At 60.4% G+C, this 21,066-nt stretch carries 16 protein-coding genes and 6 pseudogenes; 9 read left to right on the top strand and 13 right to left on the bottom strand.

Going from position 1 to position 21,066, the window contains the following annotated elements; translation table 11 throughout:
• Positions 1–139: 139 nt before the first annotated feature.
• Positions 140–1,680 (bottom strand): IS3 family transposase gene (locus tag JMY24_RS34280; protein WP_201703737.1). Its coding sequence is split into 2 segments (ribosomal slippage): positions 140–291 and positions 291–1,680, totalling 1,542 coding nucleotides; the frame shifts between segments, so codons are not numbered across the junction.
• A gap of 69 nt (positions 1,681–1,749) precedes the next feature.
• On the opposite strand from JMY24_RS34280, the pseudogene JMY24_RS34275 reads away from it, so the two are divergent.
• From JMY24_RS34275 to JMY24_RS34265, 3 genes and pseudogenes are all read left to right on the top strand, one after another.
• A pseudogene (locus JMY24_RS34275) lies at positions 1,750–2,298 on the top strand (IS110 family RNA-guided transposase); the annotation flags it as partial.
• A gap of 129 nt (positions 2,299–2,427) precedes the next feature.
• A complete protein-coding gene (locus tag JMY24_RS34270; RefSeq protein ID WP_128598712.1) occupies positions 2,428–3,558 on the top strand; it encodes an IS110 family RNA-guided transposase in 1,131 nt (376 codons plus the stop codon).
• A gap of 269 nt (positions 3,559–3,827) precedes the next feature.
• Positions 3,828–4,058: pseudogene (locus JMY24_RS34265) on the top strand (IS110 family transposase); the annotation flags it as partial.
• 342 nt (positions 4,059–4,400) lie between these two features.
• Here the strand turns inward: JMY24_RS34265 and JMY24_RS34260 are convergent.
• Positions 4,401–4,679: a cupin domain-containing protein gene (locus JMY24_RS34260; protein WP_268960839.1), complete on the bottom strand. Its 279-nt coding sequence runs from the start codon at positions 4,677–4,679 to the stop codon at positions 4,401–4,403.
• 496 nt (positions 4,680–5,175) lie between these two features.
• Positions 5,176–6,402, bottom strand: coding sequence for an MFS transporter (locus JMY24_RS34255; protein WP_128598458.1), 1,227 nt, complete (start codon positions 6,400–6,402; stop codon positions 5,176–5,178).
• 579 nt (positions 6,403–6,981) lie between these two features.
• On the opposite strand from JMY24_RS34255, the gene JMY24_RS34250 reads away from it, so the two are divergent.
• Entirely contained in the window at positions 6,982–8,409 is a 1,428-nt protein-coding gene (locus JMY24_RS34250) for a pyridoxal phosphate-dependent decarboxylase family protein (protein ID WP_128598457.1), read from the top strand.
• Between the two features lie 164 nt (positions 8,410–8,573).
• Here the strand turns inward: JMY24_RS34250 and JMY24_RS39310 are convergent, their stop codons facing one another.
• The 5 genes and pseudogenes from JMY24_RS39310 to istA form a co-directional block, all read right to left on the bottom strand.
• Positions 8,574–8,810: a hypothetical protein gene (locus JMY24_RS39310; protein WP_268960835.1), complete on the bottom strand. Its 237-nt coding sequence runs from the start codon at positions 8,808–8,810 to the stop codon at positions 8,574–8,576.
• Between the two features lie 28 nt (positions 8,811–8,838).
• Positions 8,839–9,189, bottom strand: a complete 351-nt coding sequence (locus JMY24_RS39305) for a S66 peptidase family protein (RefSeq protein ID WP_268960834.1) — start codon at positions 9,187–9,189, stop codon at positions 8,839–8,841.
• Positions 9,190–9,205: 16 nt separating this feature from the next.
• Positions 9,206–9,313: pseudogene (locus JMY24_RS39300) on the bottom strand (LD-carboxypeptidase); the annotation flags it as partial.
• Between the two features lie 20 nt (positions 9,314–9,333).
• A pseudogene (locus JMY24_RS34240) lies at positions 9,334–9,543 on the bottom strand (hypothetical protein); the annotation flags it as partial.
• A pseudogene (gene istA / locus JMY24_RS34235) lies at positions 9,540–11,048 on the bottom strand (IS21 family transposase). The pseudogenes JMY24_RS34240 and istA, both read right to left, overlap by 4 nt.
• A 22-nt stretch (positions 11,049–11,070) precedes the next feature.
• On the opposite strand from istA, the gene tnpA reads away from it, so the two are divergent.
• Both tnpA and JMY24_RS34220 read left to right on the top strand, forming a co-directional pair.
• A complete protein-coding gene (gene tnpA, locus JMY24_RS34230; RefSeq protein WP_128598456.1) occupies positions 11,071–11,490 on the top strand; it encodes an IS66-like element accessory protein TnpA in 420 nt (139 codons plus the stop codon).
• Between the two features lie 114 nt (positions 11,491–11,604).
• A pseudogene (locus JMY24_RS34220) lies at positions 11,605–11,952 on the top strand (IS66 family transposase); the annotation flags it as partial.
• 359 nt (positions 11,953–12,311) lie between these two features.
• On the opposite strand, the gene JMY24_RS38770 reads toward JMY24_RS34220, so the two are convergent.
• The 4 genes from JMY24_RS38770 to JMY24_RS34200 form a co-directional block, all read right to left on the bottom strand.
• Positions 12,312–13,118 (bottom strand): 2OG-Fe(II) oxygenase, encoded by an 807-nt coding sequence (locus tag JMY24_RS38770; RefSeq protein WP_128598454.1) that lies wholly within the window; start codon positions 13,116–13,118, stop codon positions 12,312–12,314.
• A gap of 341 nt (positions 13,119–13,459) precedes the next feature.
• Entirely contained in the window at positions 13,460–13,969 is a 510-nt protein-coding gene (locus JMY24_RS34210; protein WP_128598453.1) for a DUF1993 domain-containing protein, read from the bottom strand.
• A 666-nt stretch (positions 13,970–14,635) separates the two neighbouring features.
• Positions 14,636–15,691, bottom strand: a complete 1,056-nt coding sequence (locus tag JMY24_RS34205; protein ID WP_201703736.1) for a hypothetical protein — start codon at positions 15,689–15,691, stop codon at positions 14,636–14,638.
• A 762-nt stretch (positions 15,692–16,453) separates the two neighbouring features.
• On the bottom strand, positions 16,454–17,260 hold the full coding sequence (locus tag JMY24_RS34200) for a hypothetical protein (RefSeq protein WP_128598451.1): 807 nt from the start codon (positions 17,258–17,260) through the stop codon (positions 16,454–16,456).
• A gap of 318 nt (positions 17,261–17,578) precedes the next feature.
• On the opposite strand from JMY24_RS34200, the gene JMY24_RS34195 reads away from it, so the two are divergent.
• Positions 17,579–18,004, top strand: a complete 426-nt coding sequence (locus tag JMY24_RS34195; protein ID WP_201703734.1) for a CBS domain-containing protein — start codon at positions 17,579–17,581, stop codon at positions 18,002–18,004.
• A 180-nt stretch (positions 18,005–18,184) separates the two neighbouring features.
• On the opposite strand, the gene JMY24_RS34190 is transcribed toward JMY24_RS34195, so the two are convergent.
• A complete protein-coding gene (locus tag JMY24_RS34190) occupies positions 18,185–18,370 on the bottom strand; it encodes a hypothetical protein (RefSeq protein WP_128598450.1) in 186 nt (61 codons plus the stop codon).
• 315 nt (positions 18,371–18,685) lie between these two features.
• On the opposite strand from JMY24_RS34190, the gene JMY24_RS34185 reads away from it, so the two are divergent.
• Positions 18,686–19,138: a hypothetical protein gene (locus JMY24_RS34185; RefSeq protein ID WP_236597652.1), complete on the top strand. Its 453-nt coding sequence runs from the start codon at positions 18,686–18,688 to the stop codon at positions 19,136–19,138.
• A 139-nt stretch (positions 19,139–19,277) separates the two neighbouring features.
• Entirely contained in the window at positions 19,278–21,032 is a 1,755-nt protein-coding gene (locus JMY24_RS34180; protein ID WP_128598460.1) for a SulP family inorganic anion transporter, read from the top strand.
• Positions 21,033–21,066: the final 34 nt, after the last annotated feature.

Raw genomic sequence — 21,066 nt, 5'->3', positions numbered from 1 at the left:
CTCGATCCGCGTTGCCTTGTAGCGTTTGACACGAGAGAGGGAAAGCACGTTCTCCCCCAAAACAATTGGTCGACTCGGCAAGAGGTATCAAAAGCGAGCGCAGCGCCGACGGGGGGTGCGGACAAATTCTTGGACTGATTTATGCCGCAATTCCGAGACTCTGCCGGTATTCGATCGGGCTGAGGGAGCCGAGCGAGACCTTGATCCGCTTTGTGTTGTACCAGTGGATGTACGAGTCAACGAGTTCGATGAATTGATCAACGGTCGTGGCCCGCCAGTCACGAGAATAGATAACTCCGTCTTGAGGCGCCCGAAGAAACCTTCGCAGGCTGCATTATCCGGCGAACATCCTTTGCGCGACATCGAGCGAATCAGTCTGGCATCCCACATCCGTGAGAGCCATCCCGGCCAGCGATAGTGCGCACCGCGATCGGAGTGAACCACGGGCCGCTCCTTGCAGCCAGCCACTGACTCAATCGCCGAATCCAGCATGGTATTGACGAGTTCGGCATCCGGCCGTGTGCCGATTGACCAGCTCACAACGAGTCCGTCGAAGCAGTCGATCACCGGCGACAGATATACCTTGCCGGCCGGGATCGGGAATTCGGTAATGTCGGTGAGCCATTTCTGATTTGGAGCGGCCGCACAGAAGTCGCGATTGATGATGTTTTCCGGCGCGGGGCTTATTTCTCCGCGATAGGAGCCGTAGCCACGTCGCCTGGTCGTGGCAGCGGCCAGACCTTCCTGTCGCATCAAACGTCGCACCACCTTCTCCGAGATGACGATCTGCTGCCTGCCCAGCGCCGCGTGGATCCGGCGATATCCGTAGCAACGGTGATTGAGTTTGAAGATATCCGCGATGACGCGACGCGCGTCAGCATGCCTGTCAGCAACGAGCTGACGTGCACGGTGATAGAAGTAGGAACTGCGGGCAAGCTCCAGGGCCGCTAACAGCTCTGGGTACGAATAGCTCTGCCTGAGGGCATCAACCAGCATCGTCTTCTCCCGGTTGCTCAGGAGTTGCGGGTCGATGCCCATTCCTTTTTTTATCAGTTCGTTCGCCTTCTTCAGGATGTCGTGCTCAAGCTGCAGTTGCCGGATGTCGCGTCGAAGCGATTCCACCTGTTGCTCCAGTTTCGCACGCTCGTGGTCCGGTGCTGGCTTCTTCTGGCGTTTCATGGATGCTGGGGCTTCACGACCGAGTAGCTGGTTCTTCCAATTGTAAAGCGTCGGCCTGCTCACGCCTGCTTTCCGGGCAACCAGGCGCGCGCTTTCCTCTCTGGTGCACAGCTCGATGACTGCCGCCCGCTTCACCTCCGGCGATTTCGGAACGCTGCCAGTTGCTCTGCCGACAACGCGCTTTCTGATTTCGGGATGCAGCTCTTCGATCCAGGCTGCGAGCGTCTCGCGACTCGGATAGCCTAAAGCCCTTAAGGTTGCGGCAGCACAGCGGTCATGGCTCAAATAGTGATCGACGGCCGCCTTCTTCTGTTCAGCAGAATACCTGGGCCTCGAACGCACATAGCCAGCCCGTAGATCATGGCATTGTTCGTATTCGCGATGCCAGGCTTTGAGAGAATTCTTTGTTGGGTAGCCCAATTGCCGGATGGTGGCCCCGAGCCGCTTGCCCAGCTTCAAGTAGAGTCGGACCGCTCGAATGCGATCTTCGTATGAGAACATGAACTACCTCCAGGTAGTCCAAGTTTTTGTCCGCACCCCCCTAGGGTCATTTTTACATCGGCGCTAACAGTCAAGAGCAACAAGAATGATTTCGTGGACGCCGAGGCAATCTGCGAAGCCGCTTCGCGCCCGTCCATGCGATTCGTGACGCCCAAGACAGAATCCCAGCAAACTCTGTCGGCCTTGCACCGGGTACGTGAGTCACTCGTGCGCGATCGGGTGAAGACCAGCAATCAGATGCATGGCTTCCTGCTTGAGTTCGGTGTCAGCCTCCCGGTTGGCCGGGCCGTCATCACGCACCTTTCCACAGTGCTGGCCGAACACACGCTGCCACCGCGTCTGGTCGTGATCCTCGAGCACCTGCATGCGCACTTCAAGTACCTCAGCGAACAGATCAGCGCGATCGAACGGGAGTTGGTCCGCCAGCTCGACGACGACGACCTCGGCCAGCGTCTCCTGTCGATTCCCGGTGTCGGTCCGATCACCGCGAGCGTACTGGCCGCTGAAATGGGTGACGGCAAGCAGTACGGGAGCAGTCAGGACTTTGCCGCGTCGATCGGCCTGGTACCGCGCCAGTACAGCACTGGCGGCAAGGCAAATCTGCTCGGAATCAGCAAGTCAATATGACTCCCGTGCGGCAAGGCTGGCCGCCGTGCGGATGTAAGCGCGGGTTAGCATTGCTGCCAGAGCCGCATTGAGGGGGGCAGAGCCGCCACTCAACGGTCTGTTTCCGACACGGAGGCCAGCGTGGAAAACGATAGCACGTTGTACGTGGGACTGGACGTTCACAAGGATTCGATCATGGTTGCCTATGCGATCGGTATGGGTGACGTAGAACTGCTGGGCAAGACTGGCACGACACACATCGAAGTGGATCGGCTATGCAAGCGGCTGCAATCAAAGGCCCGGCACATCGTTGCGGTCTATGAAGCTGGCCCCTGCGGATACGGTCTGTACCGACGGCTGACCGACAAAGGGTTCGACTGCATGGTGTGCGCACCATCCTTGATTCCACGCAAGCCGGGAGAACGCGTCAAGACGGACCGGCGCGACGCAATCAAGCTAGTGCGTTCGCTGCGGGCCGGTGATCTGTCCGCCGTACATGTGCCGACCGTGGAAGATGAAGCGTTTCGTGATCTGGCCCGGGCATGGTCATCGGCTAGGGAAGACCTCAAGCAGGCACGGTGTCGACTGAAATCGTTTCTGCTCTCACACGGGGTGCGTTACGTCGGCCGCCCCGACTGGGGCCCGACACACCGACGCTGGTTGAGTACGTTCTCGTTCGACAGTGCATGGCAGCAACTGGCATTCAATGAACACCGCCGCACGATCGAGGATCGCCTGGCGCAATGCGAACGTCTTGAGGTGGCACTGCGTGAGGCCGTTCCCAACTGGCGCTTCTATCCCGCCGTACTGGCTCTGCAAGCAATGCGCGGCATCCAGTTCACGTCCGCGGTCGGACTGGCATCCGAACTGGGTGATCTGTCACGATTCGAGCACCCGCGGCAGTTAATCGCGTGGCTCGGTGTCACCCCCTCGGAACACTCATCAGGTGGCAAACGCCGGCAAGGCAGCATCACGAAGACAGGCAACAGTTATGCAAGGAAACTGCTTGTTGAATCAGCCTGGAGCTACCGACATCCGGCACGCGTGAGCATCGATATCCAGCGCCGTCACGAGGGCATACCCAAGCCGATAATCGATCGCGCGTGGGATGCACAGTTACGGCTTTGCCGGCGATACCGCAAGCTTGTGGCCCGAGGTAAGAGCGCGCACGTTGCGATCATCGCCGTTGCACGCGAGCTGACCGGCTTCATATGGGATATCGGACGGCTGGGGATGTCTCTCGCTTCGCCGCTAGGCCCACGCTCAGCGTAGCGTAACGTATATAAGGGAAGAGTTTCCTGAAGGCGGCGCAGCCCGGTATTCGAGCAACCCGCGTCCTCGTTTGGCAATGGCATCGTCAGTCGACTTGCGTAGCAAGAAAGCGGCAGGCTCTCGAGACGGACCTCTGTAATGCGGTACCAACCCGCGAATATCAGCGTGATCCACCGTCGAGTTTTACTGCTACGCCGCCCTCAGGAAATTCAGAAGCGAAAGTGAACACAAAGCTCAAAACCGATCTCGATTGACACCGGGAGTCATATCAACGGGGAGACAAGAATATCCGGCGATTGTTGGTCCAGTGTGCCCGCGTCTACATGCAGCGACTCGGTCGCCAAAGCGGGCCGCTCGCCGATTGGGTTCGTACACTGCGGGGACGACGGCATTCAAATGTGGTCGCCTGCGCACTGGCGAACAAGTTTGCCCGAACCGCCTGGGCGCTGGCGACCCGCAACACTACATTCGACGCGAGAGGGACTGTGACACCCGTTTGACACTCTGGTCTCCATTTTGCATCACGGACACCCATCTGGTTTTGCGACTGTTGAAATTTGATGACATGAACGGCATAACGGCCCGACGAACAACCTGCCTGTTGAATTGACTCTCGAAGTCGACGACTTTTTCAGGATCGTCAGGCGCGGCTCTCATCGTGGCGCGGGAACCCTTTTCCCTCAAAGACGCCGGATAGATTTAGGCAAGCCAACCACTGCATCAAAGATCGGGGTTGCAAAAATGGGGGTGGCCATAGATTTTCAATAGTATCAAGGTTCTTCGGACGTCCATGTCTTCGCGGCCCGCGACGAGCAATCGGCCGAACTTCGAATTCGTACGCCCTACTTGCAAAGGCCTTGCGGCTCCCATTCGGTTGCCGGCAAACGCCAAGGCTGCGCGCTCTCATAGATCACCAGTGCAAGTGACCGGCGCTGTTCGATACCGGTAGCGGTAAGGGTGTGCAAATGTCCCGCCTCCATCACAATGCCCTCACCGGCTCGGCCGACGATCTTCCCGTGCGGCATTTCGAAACAAACCTCGCCGGTCAGCGTGTATATCGCCTCAGGCCCTGGGTGGTAATGCGGTTCCGTGCTCATGCCCGGTGTAAAGGTTCCCTCCATGTATTGTGCGGTGTAATCCACCCCCGGCTTAATCGGTAACGGGCCGATCACGGCGACGCGCTCTGCGCCAGGTTGCCGCCAGCCTGCCTCTTCAATCGTGAACAGCCACGAACTGCCATAAGCCTCAATGACAGTGCTCTCCGCAGCGCCCGACCCGCTTTTGCCGTTCGACGCAGGATCAGTCGAACGATTGCATCCGCGTGCGGACGCGACTTTCGAACGACGTCGTAGAGCGTGAACCAACGTCCCTAGTTGGCCGAACCCGGGGGACTGCCAAACTGGCGATGCGGCACTGGCCGTGATCGATCGGCGTACGGCGCTGGTCGGCCCACAACGGCCAGTGAGTTTTCTCGAAAGCGGCCATTCAGGCGGCGCTGGCAGATAGCCGCCGAGCTTCGTCCAGGCTAACGTTCAAGTAATGGTCCTGATCAAAACGACACTGCTCCCGCATTTTTGGAAATAAAGTCTCCGCGCGGGACGAAACGGATTGCCGTCATTAGCCGATTCCACCAGCGAGACGGGCTGATTCAGGCAGGGATTTCAATCGCAGCATTGCCGCCACGCCCAAAGCAGGCCCCGGAGCCAGAAACGCAAATGCCCATTGCCAACCGAACGTGTCCGCGAGCAACGGGATGAGCCAGATCGTTGCGACTGTGAGGATGAAGCCGATCGCGAGCTGCAGTGTCAAGGCTGTCCCTACATAAGATTGGTCTGCAAGCTCTGTCACCATCGCAGAAAACTGCGCCGAGTCCGCGACGACCGTGAAGCCCCACACTAGGCCCACAAGGAGAAGAAGCCACGTGGACGAGTCGAACAACAGCCCGATGAGCACGCAGCAACTCCCGGAAATAGCCATCATGAGGGCGGTCGTCCTGGTCCTGCCCCACCGATCTCCGAGGATGCCACCGACCCAACAGCCCAATCCACCAGCGGCGATAACCGCGAATGTCGCGTAGGCTGCGGCCGAGCCACCCCTGATGCCCTTGGCTGCCAGCGCTTCCGAGAAGAACGGCAAGAACCACGCATACATTGCGAACAGTTCCCACATGTGGCCGAAGTAGCCAAACGAAGCGAGCCTAACCCCCCGATTCTCGAACACGCGCCACGCCTGCGTGGGATCGAACCTTGCCCTGGGAAAGGGAAAAGGTCCTTCCTTCACGGCTACCACTGTGATTAAGCCTCCCGCGAGGGTCAGGGCGCAGGTTACGTCGATGACCACCCGCCAGTTCAGTCCACCGAGTCCGTTGATGAGATGAGGCATCGCTTGGCCGACGACTATCGCTCCAACGAGAATCCCTAGCGCGATACCGCGCCCCTCGCGGAACCACGTGCACATCAGCTTGAGGGCTGGCGGGTAGACACCAGCGAGGAAAAAACCTGTTGCGAAGCGCAATGCGATTCCGACGCCTGCTCCGCTTGTGACCTCCAGGAGTCCGTTCGCGGTGGCAGCGCCGACCGCTCCGCCCAGGATCATATGCTTCGGCGGCACGACGTCGGAGAGGTTAAGCAGGCTCGAGACCAGTGCCCCGCACACAAAGCCGAGTTGAACCGCGATGGTTAGCCACGCGGCCGCACTTACGGACAGCGCCCATTCCGCGCGCAATTGAGGAATCACTGCAGCGGCCGAGAACCACGGTGTCATCGACAGGACGAGCGTGACGGCGAGCAGCGTCAGTGCACGCCATCGACGATGATTCTGCTCCTGGAGGACGTCCCCGCTCACTCTCGGTCTCCGTGCTCAAATGTTGAATTGACATGGACCCGCCAGCGCGGATATTGCGATGCTCGCCCGCCGGTATGTAGGGCACGCTTGCATGTAGATCTTTGGTCGAGCGCCACGAGTCCCATATCGATGCACGGTAATGTGGCGGCTGATCGAAGGGAAGCCCGCATCGGGATTGATTCGTTGTATTTTTTTCGTCATCGCGGGCCTTTTTGTGACTACGCAGAATCGGCGTTTGCTCGATCGGGCTTCGGGCAGTACACCCATAAAACGCTAATTCTAGACCTCCTTCGAATGACCGAAGCTGGCCCGCACCCCGCCCGACCGATCGATTGCGCGGGCCGTCGGCGTAACCGCGCCATGCAAAGGGGATATCACGACCCATTGCCGCCGGTCGAGCCGTCAGGGCTGCAGCGGCAGGTTTCAGAGGATACTGTTGAAAAAGTCGCTGACAGTCTCTGTCGCTGGATCTTGCAGCTGATGAATTTAGAACTGCGACTTGTTCGTGACCGACAGAGTCCGAGGTTCACTCAAGCCGTGGTGTGCTCCAGACAGGCAGTGTTTCAAGGAGGCTGTTTTATGAGCGACCAATATTCTTCGGCACTCGATACCGCCTACCGCAGAGCGATTCGGTTCCACGAGGCAAGGAAAGGCCTGCCGGCACGAGCGCCTGCGACGTTCGAGCAACTGTTTGAAGCTTTCGGCGGTTCGATGACGGATGCCGGTATCGCGCCGGCAACGGTCATCGAGCGCCTCGCAGATGCCGCGGAGCCTGGCTTGACTGGCACGGCTGGACCGCACTTTTTCGCCTGGGTGATGGGTGCATCACACCCGGTCGGAGTCGCCGCGGACTGGCTAACGAGCATGTGGGGCCAAAATGGCGCCGGCTACCACAGCTGCCCGGCGAACGCGGCCGCCGAGGTTGTCGCCAGCAAGTGGTTATTGGAACTTCTTCACCTTCCGCCCGAATGCTCTGTCGGATTTACCACGGGCGGGACGATGTCCCACTTCACATGTCTGGCAGCCGCGCGCGGCGAACTACTTAGGCGGCAGGGATGGGACGTTGACGCAGACGGTATGTTCGGCGCGCCAGAAATCATGGTGTGCGTGGGCGCTGACGCCCACGTCAGTGTATTTTCCGCCCTGCGATATCTAGGATTCGGCCAGCGTCGCGTCGTCGTGATAGACACGGACAGCGAAGGGCGAATGAACGCGGATGAACTTGGACGGGCGATTGCAACGGTCAGCGCCCCGTTGTTGGTAATCGCGCAAGCCGGACAGATCAACACCGGAGCCTTCGACCCCCTCAATACGATCGCTGACTTGACGCATGCGCGACAAGGCTGGCTGCATGTCGATGGCGCTCTCGGGCTTTGGGCTCGAGCTTGTCCTTCGCGTGCGCATCTGGCGGAAGGAGCTGAGCGAGCGGATTCATGGACGACCGACGGGCATAAATGGCTGCAAAGCCCTTACGACTGCGGCTATGCAATCGTCCGCGATGCACGCGCGCACCGTCGCGCCATGACGGTTCAGGCCAGCTACCTCCCCGTCACCGGAGAAGAAGTTCGTGACCCGAAGGAATGGGTCCCCGAGCTGTCGCGCAGGGCTCGAGGTTTTGCAACATGGGCATTGCTCTGCGCATTTGGCAAGGACGGAATTTCGGCGATGGTTGAACGGCATTGCCAACTTGCTGAACGAATGTCATCCGCGCTAGCCAGCGAACCGGGCATCTGTGTGCTCAACAAAGTAGAGCTTAATCAGTTCCTTGTCCGATTCGGCTCGACCGAGGTATCCGAGCAATCCGACCAGGCGACGAGGGATGTCATTGCTCGGTTGGAGACAGAGGGCACCTTCTTCTTCTCGGGCGCTGAATGGAGAGGAATGTGCGTCATGCGCGTGTCAGTGATCTCCTGGGCGACGACCCAGCCGGATGTGGATCAGGCGATCAACGTCATCGTGGAAGCGTGGCGCCGGGTGACGGGCAAACCGAAGAATCCGGCAACTTGAGCTAATATCCAAGCGCCGACAGAATCCGCCACGAAGGTCCGTTACTTGCGGCTGAGCCGACGTTCGAACGTCCGCACGACGGCATCGGCGAACGTCCCTAGCTGGCCCAACCCCGTCCGCTGACCCGTCGATCGCTGATCGGGAGGGGTGTGTGAAACGCAAAGCTATCGCAGCAATACGCCGCCGCGGATCTCGACGGGCCGCCCAACTACCCACGACAGATTGCGCTCGCCATGTCCTACGCCGAGCCCCCCATAGATTGGGACGCCGAGCGGCGCGAGTACGTCCAGTAGCACGTCCGCGAGCGAGTAGTCGGCCCCGGCCGGCAACGGACAGCGGACGAATTCTCCGAGCACGATCGCACGCGCACCATCGAGAATGCCGGCGTGACGCAGCGTCATGATGCTGCGGTCAATGCGGTATGCAAGTTCAGTAACGTGCCTCCAGCACGACAATCGAGTCGCGAAAGTGCGGCTGCCAGCGACTGCCGGCCGTGCTCGCGAGTACCGTGAGGTTGCCGCCGACAAGCGGCCCTTTGATCGAATCAGCCAGCCCATGCAGACGTTCGAGTGGCAGCGGCGTCGGCGTAACCCCTGTGAGGATATCGAGGATACTGCGGCGCGACACGTCGTCAACCTTTGTCGCGAGGCCGTTGAGCGTCGGCCCGTGAATCACGCTGATGCCAGGAATCTGCCGCAGCGCGTAGTAAAGCGCGGTCGCGTCGGAAAAGCCGATCACGGTTTTCTCGCATGGCACGGTAGTGGGCAGCGCTGGCAGCATGTGCACAGCCATAGCCGGCGCGTGCGATCCAGACGATATCGACCGCCGGGTCCGACAACGCCGCAAGCAGATCACCAGTGCGATGCTGTTGGGATCCGGCGAGATACCGGAACCGGTCAGCCACGTGCGCGCCTACGGAGACAGCAATAGCCTGGCTTCCTTGAGATGGCGTTCAATACGACGTCGATCGCGTTCGGCAATCTCGTGTTCAGCCAGCGCCATCAGCAGTCGCGCCGCGGGCCAGCCTTCCTTGTCGGAGCGCTCGGCGAAGCTCGGCCAGATCTGCTTGACGGCGGGTAGCCGCAAATCGTTGAGCAGGAGCGACAGGCGCGTGGCATCGAAATCGTTGCTCATGATGTCGTCTCCATGTCCAGGTGAAGCAGGGCCTCGTAGTCGCGCAACGAAGCCAGTCGCACGTGCACCTGGGGCACAGTCGCCGGATCCGGCGCGAAACGCGAACGCAGTTCGTCCAGATCGGGCAGTTGCCCGTCGGCCAGATACTGCTCCAGCGCCTGCGCCAGCTGCGCCTCGCAGGTGCGCTCGTGGGCGAGACTCAGCAACTCCACCATGGTCTTGCACGCCGCGCGCGCAGAAAGTTGCTCGCATAGGCGATCGAAGGTCAACCGATAGGCCTCACGCGGGAACAGCTGGTCGCGGTACACGAGGTTCAGCAGCGCCATCGGCTTGCGGCGCAGCGCATGGATGACGTGCCGGTAGTCGATGACATGACCTGCTTGCCGCTGGTGCCCGGGCGGCCGCGCCGCAGTGTCATCAGGGCTGTGCCGCCCAGGAACAGTTCCAGCCGGTCGTCATACAGCCGAACCCGTATCCGGTGACCGATCAGCCGCGAGGTGACGGTATAGAAGACCTTGCGCAATACGAAGCCGCCGGTGGACGTAACGTACACACGCGTTTCCTCATAGTCGCTGGTGCGCGTATCGGGCAGAAACTGCAGGAAGGCAGTTTCGGCCTGCATTCGTTTGCCATTGCGCGCGTTGATGCGGCTGACAATCTCGTCGATGAAGCTGCGATAGGTTGCAAGGTCGGCAAACTCCGCGCTACCGCGTAGCAGCAGCGCGTCACGGATCGCGCTCTTGAGGTGGCCATGAGGGCTCTCGATGGCGCCGTTCTCGTGAGCGATCCCGCGGTTGTTGCGCGTGGGCTGCATCCCGTAGTGAGCACAAAGCGCTTGATAACGCGTGGTCAGATCGTCGCGAGCATCGCGATCCAGGTTGCGGAACGCCGCCGACAGGCTATCGCTGCGGTGTTCGAGCGGTGCTCCGCCAAGCGCCCAGAGTGCGTTCTGCAGCCCTTCGGCGAGCGCGACATAGCTCTCGCCGCCGAGAATGACGTGAGCGTGCTCAAAGCCCGAGCAGGCCAGACGGATACAGGCGGTGGTCCAGCGCGCTACCGGCCACGGTGACGCCTAGGGCCTGCATCTCGGTAAAGTCGGATAGCCCGAGGCGACCGGGTTCGTGCACCTGACGGAACATGACCTCGCGTTCCTCGCCATGGAGTGCGCGCCAGACGCGGATGCGTCGCTCCAGCGTCCGGCGCACGCCGCGCGACAGATGCGGATGGCGTCGAAGCATTTCTTCCAGTATGGCAACCGGCCGGATGCCCGGAGCGGACTGCAGCAGTGGAACGATCTCAGCGTCAAATATCTCCGCGAGTGGATCCGCGCGCCGACGCTCGCGCGGCGCCTTCTTCTGCGATGGCAATCGTGGATGCTCTTCGATGCGGTAGGCGGTGGCCGCGCTAAACCCAGCGCGCGCAGCCGCTTTGGGCGCCCCTTCGTTGAGTCTGTGCGTATGCGTCTCACGTCGGCCGTTCTCCGGGCGGCAGTGAACGGGGGTAATTTGGTTCCCACCAAATGTTTTGATGGAAACCAAAGTGGCCGAGATTGTGGATAGCAAGTGCGAGGCACCGGGCAAGCGCCCCAACTTTGCGCGCGAATTCAAACGACAGCTGGTCGAACAGACGTTCGAGCCCGGGGCGTCTGTATCGCTGGTCGCGCGTCGCAACGACATAAACACCAACCTGCTGTTCAGATGGCGTCGCCAGTATCTTCAGGGTGCATTTGGGGCGCCGCGTCCGGGGCCTGCCAGACAGGAACCCGATGGTGACGTTGCATCGTTACTTCCAGTCAGCATTGTCCCGGAAGCCGAGGCCTCGATGCCGGTCCGCGAAGCCGTCTCGGAGGACACCTGCGAGATCGAATTTGACCGTGCACGCTTGCGCATTCGCGGTAACGTGTCGCCGGATATGCTGCGGCTGCTGATTCGGGAGCTGTCCCGATGATCGGCCTGCCGGCTGGCACTCGCATCTGGATCGCCGCAGGCGTCACCGACATGCGTAGTGGTTTCCCGGCTCTTGCCGCGAAGGTGCAATCGGCACTCGAAGAGAATCCGCTCGCCAGAAAGTCTGCTGGGCAAGGCGATCTCATACACGCGCAACCAGTGGACGTATCTGTGTCGCTACGTGAGCGACGGGCTGGCCCCCATCGACAATAACGTCATCGCGCGAGACATCCGTCCATTCTGTACCGGCAGAAATTCATGGCTGCTCAGTGACACGGTTGCCGGCGCGAAGGCAAGCGCCATGATCTACAGTCTTATGCAGACCTGCAGGGCCTGCAACGTCGAACCCTACGCCTACCTTGTGCACGTGCTCACCGAATTACCGAAGCGCGAACCGCATGCCGACGTGACTGACCTCTTACCGTTCAACTACGCCAAGCTCACAGAAACAGCAGCGCGTTGAGCTTGATTCGGTCGTCACCTCGCAAAACCTCTATCGATCGATTTGCTCTCGCATACCCGTTCGCCTTCGCGCGTCGATGCGCGCTCGGTGTGCTAGATCGCGCGCTTACCCTCGTCCCACGGCGACGGACATTTGGGATCGATCGTCGCAACTGAGTACACGGCAACCCTCCGTTGTAGACGGTTCCATGCCCCGTAGCTATCAGCGGTCGTGCAATGTCGTGACTCGGCGTTGGCTTCGCACGTAGGCCATCGGCACCATGCCGAACTGGACACTAACGAAATCCGACAACTGATTGTCAATCTGATCTGCAAGGGCGCGATCATGGACGTCAATCACTGCTGCGCACGCGTCTCGGCTCACGCCCGCTGCCTCATCCAGCATGCGATGCTCATGCGATCGCGCGTGGCGGGCAGCACCTCGTGTTCAAACTGTGCCGAGAGAAACAACAGCAGCGTTCCGGCGCGCGGAAAGACGTCGTGATATGACTGATCGGCAAGGTACAGCCGCAGTGCGCCGCCGTCGGCGTCCTGCCACGCTTCGTTGAGGTAAAACACGGCGGAAATCACGCGGCTGTCGTTGTTACGCAGGCAATCGAGGTGCCGTGCGTATCCGGCGCCTGGTCGGTATACCGCGTAGTGTGATTCGGTATCGACCAGACCGAGAAACAGGTCGCGGTTGAGTGCATTCCGTAGCGCTTCGATGCGATCGGTGAACGCCTGCTGCTGGATGCTCAGGGCGTCGGGTTGGAACCAGCGCGTACTATCGCCGCGCAAAAGCGTGGCAGCGCGATTGGCCCCTACACGAGCTGGTTTCAGCAGCTGCGCGTCGTGCATGGCCATGCATTCAGTCGATAAGGCCTGCGTCTGGGTCTGTGACAAAAAGGTCGACACCACACACCAGCCATTGACGGTGAGCGCGCTTGTCGCGATGTCGAACTCGCTGGATCGGAAATTCGTCGAGACATCGATTGCCTCGTCCGGAGCGGCGTCGCCGATCAGGCAATCAATCAGCAGTTCGATTTCCGCTTCAATCAGGGGGTGTTCCAGACACGCATCCCTTTTTATTTGTTCTTCCGCTGGCGGCTCGATCGAGTACTCGCTCGGGTCTGCTACCAGTTGGTCAAAACCATCAAGCGTTGGTGGGGTCGCGTCGAACGCGGGCATTGACACGCGCCGGGCCCAGGAGGAAGAGCCGGGTCGAGGTGGTCGATCTGTTGGGACAACGGCGCAGTCTACACGAGTGGGACGAACTCACCGTTGATGCTCGAGCGAACGCTTTAACGTGACTACGGCCATTGGGGCAACGTCGGATCAACGGCGGAATCGGGTCGACATGCGACTCTCGCGACAGGCGACCAATAAGAGACTGTCACTTGGCGCTTCACATTGTCATTCGTCGGCATTTGCTCACGGGGTTCGACCGAACGCAAAGGCATCCGATCTTTCGTGGACGTCGTTCAACACCCGCTGCCGACCGGTGGTCCGATTGGCGCGTGCCCCAACGATCAGTACACGCCCATGTAGTCGCGCTTGCCGATATCGACTCCGTTGTGGCGCAGGATTGCGTAGGCGGTCGTGATATGGAAGAAAAACTGCGGCAGTCCGTAGTTTTGCAGATAAGCGTTGCCGACCAGCCGCTTCTCTTTCGGCGTGCCGGGACGCAGGACGATCTCCCTGTGTTCGCTCCCGTCGAATTGCGCGGCGTCGAATGCGCCAATGTAGGCTAGGGCCTTAGAGATGAGCCCTTGTAGGTCGGCAAACGTGACCTCATTGTCGGCCCACGAAGGCACTTCCACGCCGGCCAGGCGCGAGGTGATGCCCTTGGTGAAATCGGCGGCGATCTGCACCTGGCGCACCAGCGGGAACATGTCCGGGAACAGGCGCGCTTGCAGGAGCGCGTTCGGGTCGATGCTCTTTTCGGTGGCGTGTGCTTCGGCCTTCGTGAGTACCTCGGACAATGCTGCCAGCATTTGCTTGAAAACGGGGACGGAGGCGCTGTAGATGGAAATGGTCATGATCACTCTTTCAGTCGACGTTGAATGCCGCGCGGAGGATGCCGCGCTGGCCTGTTCTAATGTTTGGACGCGTGATTGTACTGATTAAAGCGAATGAGATGACGAAGCGCCTGTCACTACTTGCCCAGGGAATTCCGGTACGACCGGCGCGAAGCGCCGTAATAGTGCCCGGACGGCACGCGACCGTCGTAGGTCGCGGATAAGCTGCGTGACCCGTCGGTTAGCGCCGGCATGGTGAACCGGCCCTCCGCATTGCGAACCAATTCGCATATTTTCATCGAGCAGTCACGGCGCATCAAGCCAGCCCAAGTGGCGACACGACGGTCCAGCGACAGGGGAAACGTAGATGACCGTTGAACCTTGCAAGCTGCCTTTGAGTGCGGGCGGGGTCGAAGGGCTGCAGTGGGTCGAAAGTGTGAGTTCGCTGATGTGGAAAGGTGCCGCTCCTCTGCTTCAAGCCCACAACGTCGGCAGTCCGCCGTATTGCTGACGTAGGCTCTAGTTCGCTTGAATGTCGGCAATGGCCGAAGTGCACTCATTTACCGGCAGGTGCGGCGGCCTACGTAGGTTCGCCACTCCTTTGGCGATCGGTGGCAACGCTTTGTCATGGGCGTCTGGCGCTACAGCAAAAAGATTCTTCGGGGCTAGCCAGTCGTAACCCGCTCTCTACTCACCTGGAAACGCAATGCGCGTCACTTGCTGTAGATTAAGCAGCGCCCCTTCGCCAGCGTACCCGTCCCGTTCTTCCCTGCCGAGGGCTGATTCGACAATGTCGCACGCCGCCTTGTAACTGGACAGGGCAACCGGCGGAATGCCGTCGCGGTCCGCCTGGCGCATGCGCGCCTCGATCCAGCCAATTGTCCTTGCGGCATCAGCGAGGCGTCCCTGCAAGGCGAGAAGATGCGCCGCATAGCAGTAAGGATACGTGCTTGGGCCGATCGCGTGCATCAACAACGTACAAGCGGTGCGCAAGGTTGCGTCTGCCTCCCGCAGCTCGCCAATATTGATGAGCGCCGCACCGCGTATGACGAGGGTCTGGGATCGCAACTGGACACTCTCAACGACGCTGGAACTGGCGAGGATCTCGTCGCATCGACCTAAAGCGGAAGTGAAGTCGCCAGCGGCAAGATCGAAGGATGGAAGCATCAGCGCACAACGATCGGCATAAAACGAATCGCCAAGGCGGTGGCCCACAATGGCCGCCTCGGCCAGCTTCTTCGCCGTGGCATGGTCTGCCTCGACCAGGTATGAGAAGAGCACCCTGCCAAAAGCGAGAGATGTTTCCAGCCATTCAGGCCAACCCTCATCCAGCAACGTCGCTGCTTCGTCCAGCGCTTGTTTCGCGCCCTCGCGATTGACCAGCAAGGCGAACTGATGCGCGGCCACCGTCAACGATCTGAAAGTGCCGAAGCGGTCGCCGAGGTTTCGAAAGAGCGCAGCCGCTTTCAATGCAGCTTCAGCCTGCCGCTTCGCCTCGGTGCGCATGCGCAAATCAGCCACTGCGAACCAGAAACGCGCAGCCGATAGTGGCGGCACCGACTGGTCTATCCACGGCTCGATGACGCGGTATAACTGCGCACCTTCATTATTAAAGCCGCGTGCATCCCACAGCATGTCCGTCGCCGCGGCAAGATCGATTGCAACCTGGCGATTGCCAGTTGGGCCATTTGCCCACGCGACGGCAGCGCGTACGTTATCCAGCTCCGGCGCGAACTGAAGCACTGGAGGCGGGCTTCGACGCACATGTCGGCAAGCCGGTATCGCTGGCTGCCCTGCTTGCCGCGATCGACCAGGCCCGTTCGGCTCGCGACGACGGGTAGGACTCTCCGGGCCTGCCACAACAGCAGCAATACGATCACATCGAGCGGCAAGCTTTTGCCGAACCGGGTGACCGGGTTCCGCCAGAGTGCCGTTGAACGGATAGTCGACTTGATGGGATGACAGAGACCTTGAAGCGTCATTCGCAGTGTGCACATGCGTGCGGAGGGCCGGTTTCCATCAGAGGAGCCGCCTTTCGTCGGGACTGGGCAACCGTCCCCTTGTGGCCGGGTGCCGACTCATGCGATTGGCATGCACGCTTCGCCCTTGCAGGCTGCGTTCGGCAGCACGCGACTGCGGATTCAACCGTTCGCCGCAACGCGGCTCCGACGGCAGCTTCCAAGATAAAGTGGCCTTAGGCACTTCGATAACCTCATCGGCCCAGCCTGACTTCTGTCGGCGGATGGGCCGATGAACGGGGACAGCAGTTTCGGCTCAAAGGCCACCGCCTTCTTGCTACTCGCCTGAATTTTCCAGTCGAGCCGCCCGCTGGACTGGGACTCGATGACGCCGGCCGCACGGGAAATCTACGCGGTCGCCGTGATCCGTCTGGAGCTGCGGATCGACGACGAAACGGCCGCCATAAAACGCGAGGCGCTCGGCGATGGCGTCCATGCCCGCAAGCGGGTCACGTGTGTCTGGTATTGCCGGGGAAGGTCGCGGTCGCTACTGGTGATACCACTCCTTCATCACGTCGACCTGCTCGGAATTCTTACCATTCCATCGCCAGGCGACTTTGTAATTCGCCCGGAAGTTTTCGTCCGAGAGCCGCTGGGCGCCGTCCTTGAGCCCGAGCCGCTTGAGGTCGTCTGCGGGCACCGCTATGAGCTTATGGCCCCGGTTCTTTTCATCCGCATATTTCGGATTGGCCGGCACGGCAAACGCGTCCTTACTCGCTGGGTGGTCTGCATAACCAACAAACACCTGAACCGTGTAGCCGCCTACGAGTGCATCAGTGACTTTCAGGGTGTCACAGAACTGCTTGACGTAACTATTGGTCCCGTCGGATGGTTCGGCTCCCAATGTGCAAGCGACGATGCAGACTTTCTTCAATTTCCAGCCCTCTCCATTTGGGGCGGCCTCCTTCAGGAGTTTGACCAATTTATCGACCGTCGTTTTCCCACGTGCTTCTCGGCCGCCCCTTCCGTGCAGGATGAGGTAGGCGCCCCATGTGAGATCCGTGGTTCCGGCGCTCTTCTTGCCTGCCTTATCTGCAGCCTCGAGTTTGCCTCTGGCATCTTTCAGGTATCTCAGCTTTGAGTTTTGGCTCTCAAAAGGCATCAAAAATGCAGGGGTCAGACCGTGTCCCTTGGCCCTGGCATCGGCCTCTTCGGAGAGAGCCAGCTGGTCGGCGAGTTGGCCCATTTTCTGTAGTTGCTTCTCCAGCAGCGCGTTCGCAGAAGGAGCTACCTCGCCCGCTTTGTCTTCGGACCTCCCAGCCTCATAAAGGATAACAAGGCGATCGACTTTCATGTGTCTCCCGGTCTCGGATTGAACTCCTATCAAGGAGTTCTAGAACATTCGGATGAATGTGCAACCTGCCCTGAGATACCTTCCACCGATGAAAACGTGCCCTGTGTGCTGCAGGCCGAAAACGCAAAAACCGCATCGCTTATAACGTGTCTATAAACGATGTGGTTTTGGCCGCTGCACTTCTACTACTGGTCGCAAAGCAAGTGGCTGATCACTAGCACGAAACGCCGTCACTACATCGTGCACGTGGAGCCGCTTGGTGGAATGGGTGATGCTGCTCTCCCGGTGCAGTCATTCAACCACTCGTAGGAGCCAGCCATGACCTCTGTTGCTCAAGTAATGACTCGTGACGCTGCAACCATCTCGCCATCGCAAAGCATTCAACGGGCGGCAAAAATGATGGACGAATTGAACGTCGGCTCGTTGCCCGTCTGCGACGGCGAGCACCTTGTCGGCATGGTGACTGATCGCGATATTGTCGTGCGCGCGATCTCGGCGGGGATGCTGCCCGAGTCGCCCATCGAGGACATCGTGAGCGGTCCCGCCCACTGGTGTTTCGAGGACGAAGACGTGGAGATCGCCCGCAAAAAAATGGAAGATGCGCAGATTCGCCGGCTGCCAGTCGTGAATCGGGAGAAGCAGCTCGTCGGCATCATCGCGCTCGGCGATCTTGCAACCACTGCCGATGGCAGCACTTTGTCGACGCTTGCCGCAGTGTCAACACCGTCGAGCCCCGACCGTTGACAGTCAGGTCACAAGGCGACCGCAACGAAAAGAAGAGGAATCAATGAGGACGATCAACGGCAATGCGACGCCGTCATGCCGTCGCATTGCCGTTGATCGCGATCGCAGTAGTTTCGGCCGCCGCTTTCCGGACTCGATGGCGCTCCGAAGCCGGTGCTCCCGACACGCTATGACCCAGTCTTACTGGCTCGCGCCAGACGCGACACCCATATGTGGCGCGACACTGTCGCTTGTTGCAGTGGGCGCACTGACGCCTGCCGTTCCGGTAGTGTCGTTCGAGGCGGTGCGGCTGCACGCCACTGTGCCGCCCGCAAGCGCCGCGATGAACGCGGCGGCAAACAGTTTCTTCAGCGCTCGATGCTTCATATCTCCCTCACTGGCTAGCGCCCTCACCTTTTGTCGTCGGCGCGATCGTAATACCGCGCATTTCTGCGGTATCGGGACAGAATTCTGCGGTATGGGACAGAAAGTCGTTGGACTTGGCGAAACCATATAAAAGTTGCAATCCCGGGTAAAAACCGGCGGAAGGAACGGCTTGCGCGCCCCTACGGCCGGAACAGGCGCTCGTACTCGAACGCCGGCGCGCCATTGCCGCGGGTTCATTGCCTGCAACTTTGCATTTCGGTTCGACAGTGGCAACGCATGGCGGTAGTGCACGCATCATCCGAACCAGGTCGAGCGATGAGCGACGAGCAACCTCGCTTTCTCGCCATCGCACGCAACAAGGAGATATCAGTCATGCGCAAGACGGACAGGCTGCAGCGCATTGAAGAGATCCAGTTGGCGCTTGCAAACGCCTTCGAATCATCAAAATCACCGACTGTCACGACCTTTGACGAAGGCACCACGCTCTACGTCCAGTTATCGTGGGTGCTGGAATCGCACGGCGACACAACCCTCGATGCACGTTGCGTCGTGACACTTCGCTTTTCCCAGACCCAGATCGACTCGTATGCGCAGATGGACACCGCAAAACGCCTGATAGTGCAGCAACGGGTCGTCGCCACCGTGACGAAGCGATTCGGCGAATTGCAAAGCCCGCCAGCGCGCCAGGGCGACTGTGCGTTCGAAGTGACTGTCGATGACAGTCTGTTCAAGCTGCCCAATGACCCCTGGTCGACTGCCGGTACGTAAACGGCGCTATGCGCGGGTGCTGCGCGTCCGTTGTTTGCGTTCGCGAGCATGTGCATTCTCGTGGCGTTATCATGTGATTCGGCCCATCGTCCGACGCGCAGCTCGAGCGCAGCGAGCAGCGAGGGAATTCACCGTGCAAATGGGTAAATCTCGCACGAACGCGGACTCACGCGGATCTGCGGCTGTTGCTGGGCCGCTCGTGCGTTGGGTGCCGTCGCTCGCATGGATGCGCGAATATCGGCTCGCCTGCCTGCCGCATGACGTTATCGCCGGAGTGACGCTGAGCGCGGTCCTCGTGCCGGCCGGAATGGCTTATGCGCAGGCGGCAGGCATGCCCTCGGTCACCGGCCTGTATGCATCGCTGGCAGCGCTTGTCGCCTATGCGCTCTTTGGGCCGAGCCGTATCCTCGTGCTAGGTCCGGATTCCGCGTTGGTAGCGCTCATCCTCGCGGCTGCGACGCCGCTAGCGCATCGCCCCGGCGCGGAGGCCGTCACGTTCGCAGCCGCGCTTGCCCTGCTTTCAGGCGGTCTTTGCGTAGCAGTCGGCTTGCTCAAACTGGGCTTCGTCGCCGATCTTCTTTCGACGCCGATACGCCACGGTTACCTCAACGGCATCATGCTGACGATCATGGTCAGTCAGTTACCGAAACTGTTGGGTTTTCCAGTCAAGGCAGAATCGTTTGTGGCGCGGGTGGAGGAAATCGTGCGCGGCGTAGTCTCGGGGCACGTGAACGGCGCGGCCCTCATTATCGGCACGGCAGCGCTCGCCATCATCCTGGTCTGCCGGCGCCTGGCGCCGCGAGTACCGGGCGTGCTGGTTGCAGTGGCCGTGGCATCGCTGGCCCATCTCGCGACGCGCGCGGGCATCGCAGTCGTGGGTACGTTACCGCGTGGTCTACCCGCCCCTCAATTGCCAATCCTTGCGCTGAAGGACTGGGCGGCACTGTGCGCAAGCGCCGCCGCAATTGCGCTGGTCACGCTCACCGACGTCAGCATGCTCTCGAAGACCTACGGGCTGCGCAGCGGTGCACATGTCGATCGCAACCAGGAGCTTTTCGCCGTCGGCGTCGCGAATGTCGCCGCGGCACTTTTTCAGGGGTTTCCGGTGAGCGCGAGCGGATCGCGCACACCGGTCGCCGAGACTGCGGGAGCTAAAACCCAAGCCACCGGACTGGTGGCGGCCGCAATTGTCGCTGGCCTCCTACTGTTCGCGCCACAGGCACTGCGCGATACGCCGCAGGCAGCGCTTGCCGCGGTCGTTATCGCCGCTTCACTTGCGTTGCTCGAAACACGCGGTGTACTGCGGCTTTATCGGCTCCGCCGCGGCGAGTTCGTTCAGGCGCTCGTCTGTTTCATCGGCGTCGTGCTGTCTGGCGTCGTGGCGGGCGTCGCAATCGCGTTGGCGCTGGCCGTCCTGATGTTTCTTTGGCGTGCATGGCGTCCTTATGCCGCGGTGTTGGGGCGCATTGATGGCGTGAAGGGCTACCACGACATCTCGCGACATCCCGACGCCCGGCGCATTCCCGGCCTCGTGCTTCTGCGCTGGGATGCGCCCCTATTCTTCGCCAATGCGCAAATCTTCCGTGAGTGCGTGCGACGCGCGATCGGTGACGCGCCGACCACGACGCGTTGGATCGTGATCGCGGCCGAGCCGGTGACGGACATCGACATCACCGCCGCCGACATGCTCGCTGAACTCGATCAAGAACTCGGCGCGATGAAGGTTCAACTCTCCTTCGCGGAACTCAAGGGGCCAGTCAAGGACAGTCTTAAACGCTATGGGATCTTCGAGCGCATCGGCGCACGCTATTTCATGCCGACCGTGGGGCGCGCGGTCGAAGACTATCTGGAAACGCACCACGTCCAATGGCACGACTGGGAGGACGTTGGCTGACCGTGAAGCGCAAGTGAGAATCTGTCAGCGAACG

Source organism: Paraburkholderia kirstenboschensis (genome assembly GCF_904848585.1).
In the GTDB taxonomy this organism is placed as follows: Bacteria; Pseudomonadota; Gammaproteobacteria; order Burkholderiales; family Burkholderiaceae; genus Paraburkholderia; species Paraburkholderia kirstenboschensis.
Note: the sequence above shows the minus strand (reverse complement) of the source record. Positions and strands in the feature narration are given on the sequence as shown.

What these genes read in the sequence shown, in the direction of transcription:
- JMY24_RS34260 (WP_268960839.1), bottom strand. Translation starts at nt 4,679, where the DNA reads ATGGAGGGAACCTTTACACCGGGCATGAGCACGGAACCGCATTACCAC.
- JMY24_RS34250 (WP_128598457.1), top strand. Translation starts at nt 6,982, where the DNA reads ATGAGCGACCAATATTCTTCGGCACTCGATACCGCCTACCGCAGAGCG.
- JMY24_RS39310 (WP_268960835.1), bottom strand. Translation starts at nt 8,810, where the DNA reads ATGACGCTGCGTCACGCCGGCATTCTCGATGGTGCGCGTGCGATCGTG.
- JMY24_RS39305 (WP_268960834.1), bottom strand. Translation starts at nt 9,189, where the DNA reads ATGCTGCCAGCGCTGCCCACTACCGTGCCATGCGAGAAAACCGTGATC.
- tnpA (WP_128598456.1), top strand. Translation starts at nt 11,071, where the DNA reads ATGGAAACCAAAGTGGCCGAGATTGTGGATAGCAAGTGCGAGGCACCG.
- JMY24_RS38770 (WP_128598454.1), bottom strand. Translation starts at nt 13,118, where the DNA reads ATGCCCGCGTTCGACGCGACCCCACCAACGCTTGATGGTTTTGACCAA.
- JMY24_RS34210 (WP_128598453.1), bottom strand. Translation starts at nt 13,969, where the DNA reads ATGACCATTTCCATCTACAGCGCCTCCGTCCCCGTTTTCAAGCAAATG.
- JMY24_RS34200 (WP_128598451.1), bottom strand. Translation starts at nt 17,260, where the DNA reads ATGAAAGTCGATCGCCTTGTTATCCTTTATGAGGCTGGGAGGTCCGAA.
- JMY24_RS34195 (WP_201703734.1), top strand. Translation starts at nt 17,579, where the DNA reads ATGACCTCTGTTGCTCAAGTAATGACTCGTGACGCTGCAACCATCTCG.
- JMY24_RS34190 (WP_128598450.1), bottom strand. Translation starts at nt 18,370, where the DNA reads ATGAAGCATCGAGCGCTGAAGAAACTGTTTGCCGCCGCGTTCATCGCG.
- JMY24_RS34185 (WP_236597652.1), top strand. Translation starts at nt 18,686, where the DNA reads ATGAGCGACGAGCAACCTCGCTTTCTCGCCATCGCACGCAACAAGGAG.
- JMY24_RS34180 (WP_128598460.1), top strand. Translation starts at nt 19,278, where the DNA reads ATGGGTAAATCTCGCACGAACGCGGACTCACGCGGATCTGCGGCTGTT.